The organism is Streptococcus suis, from assembly GCF_002960445.1.
Taxonomy (GTDB): domain Bacteria; phylum Bacillota; class Bacilli; order Lactobacillales; family Streptococcaceae; genus Streptococcus; species Streptococcus hyiners.
In genome coordinates this window covers 1-383 of record NZ_POJD01000116.1, presented here as the reverse complement: position 1 = coordinate 383, position 383 = coordinate 1, and the positions used below count along the sequence as shown (strand labels likewise).

Annotated in this window: 1 protein-coding gene; it reads left to right on the top strand. The window is 41.3% G+C overall.

All coding sequences use genetic code 11. The annotated features are described in order from the left end of the window. Positions 1 to 33: 33 nt before the first annotated feature. On the top strand, positions 34 to 383 hold a 350-nt coding region (locus C1G53_RS03365), incomplete at its 3' end, for an ATP-binding cassette domain-containing protein (RefSeq protein ID WP_153046650.1).

The window sequence follows — 383 nt, the reverse complement described above, 5'->3', positions numbered from 1 at the left end:
TCAGAAGGCTATAGTCAGAAAGGATAATAGATTATGACTAAGGATTATGTCATTGAAATGCGCAATATCACTAAGATATTTGGTGAATTTGTAGCAAATGACCACATCAATTTGAATGTCAGACGTGGTGAAATCCATGCCCTTCTTGGTGAGAATGGTGCGGGTAAATCTACTCTGATGAACATGCTTGCTGGCTTGTTGGAACCTACAAGCGGTGAAATTGTTATCAACGGTCAATCCGTGAAGATTGACTCTCCATCCAAAGCAGCCCAATTGGGTATTGGTATGGTGCACCAACACTTTATGTTGGTTGATGCTTTCACAGTTGCAGAGAACATCATTCTTGGTTCTGAAACCACCAAAGGTGGCGTGATTGACCTTAA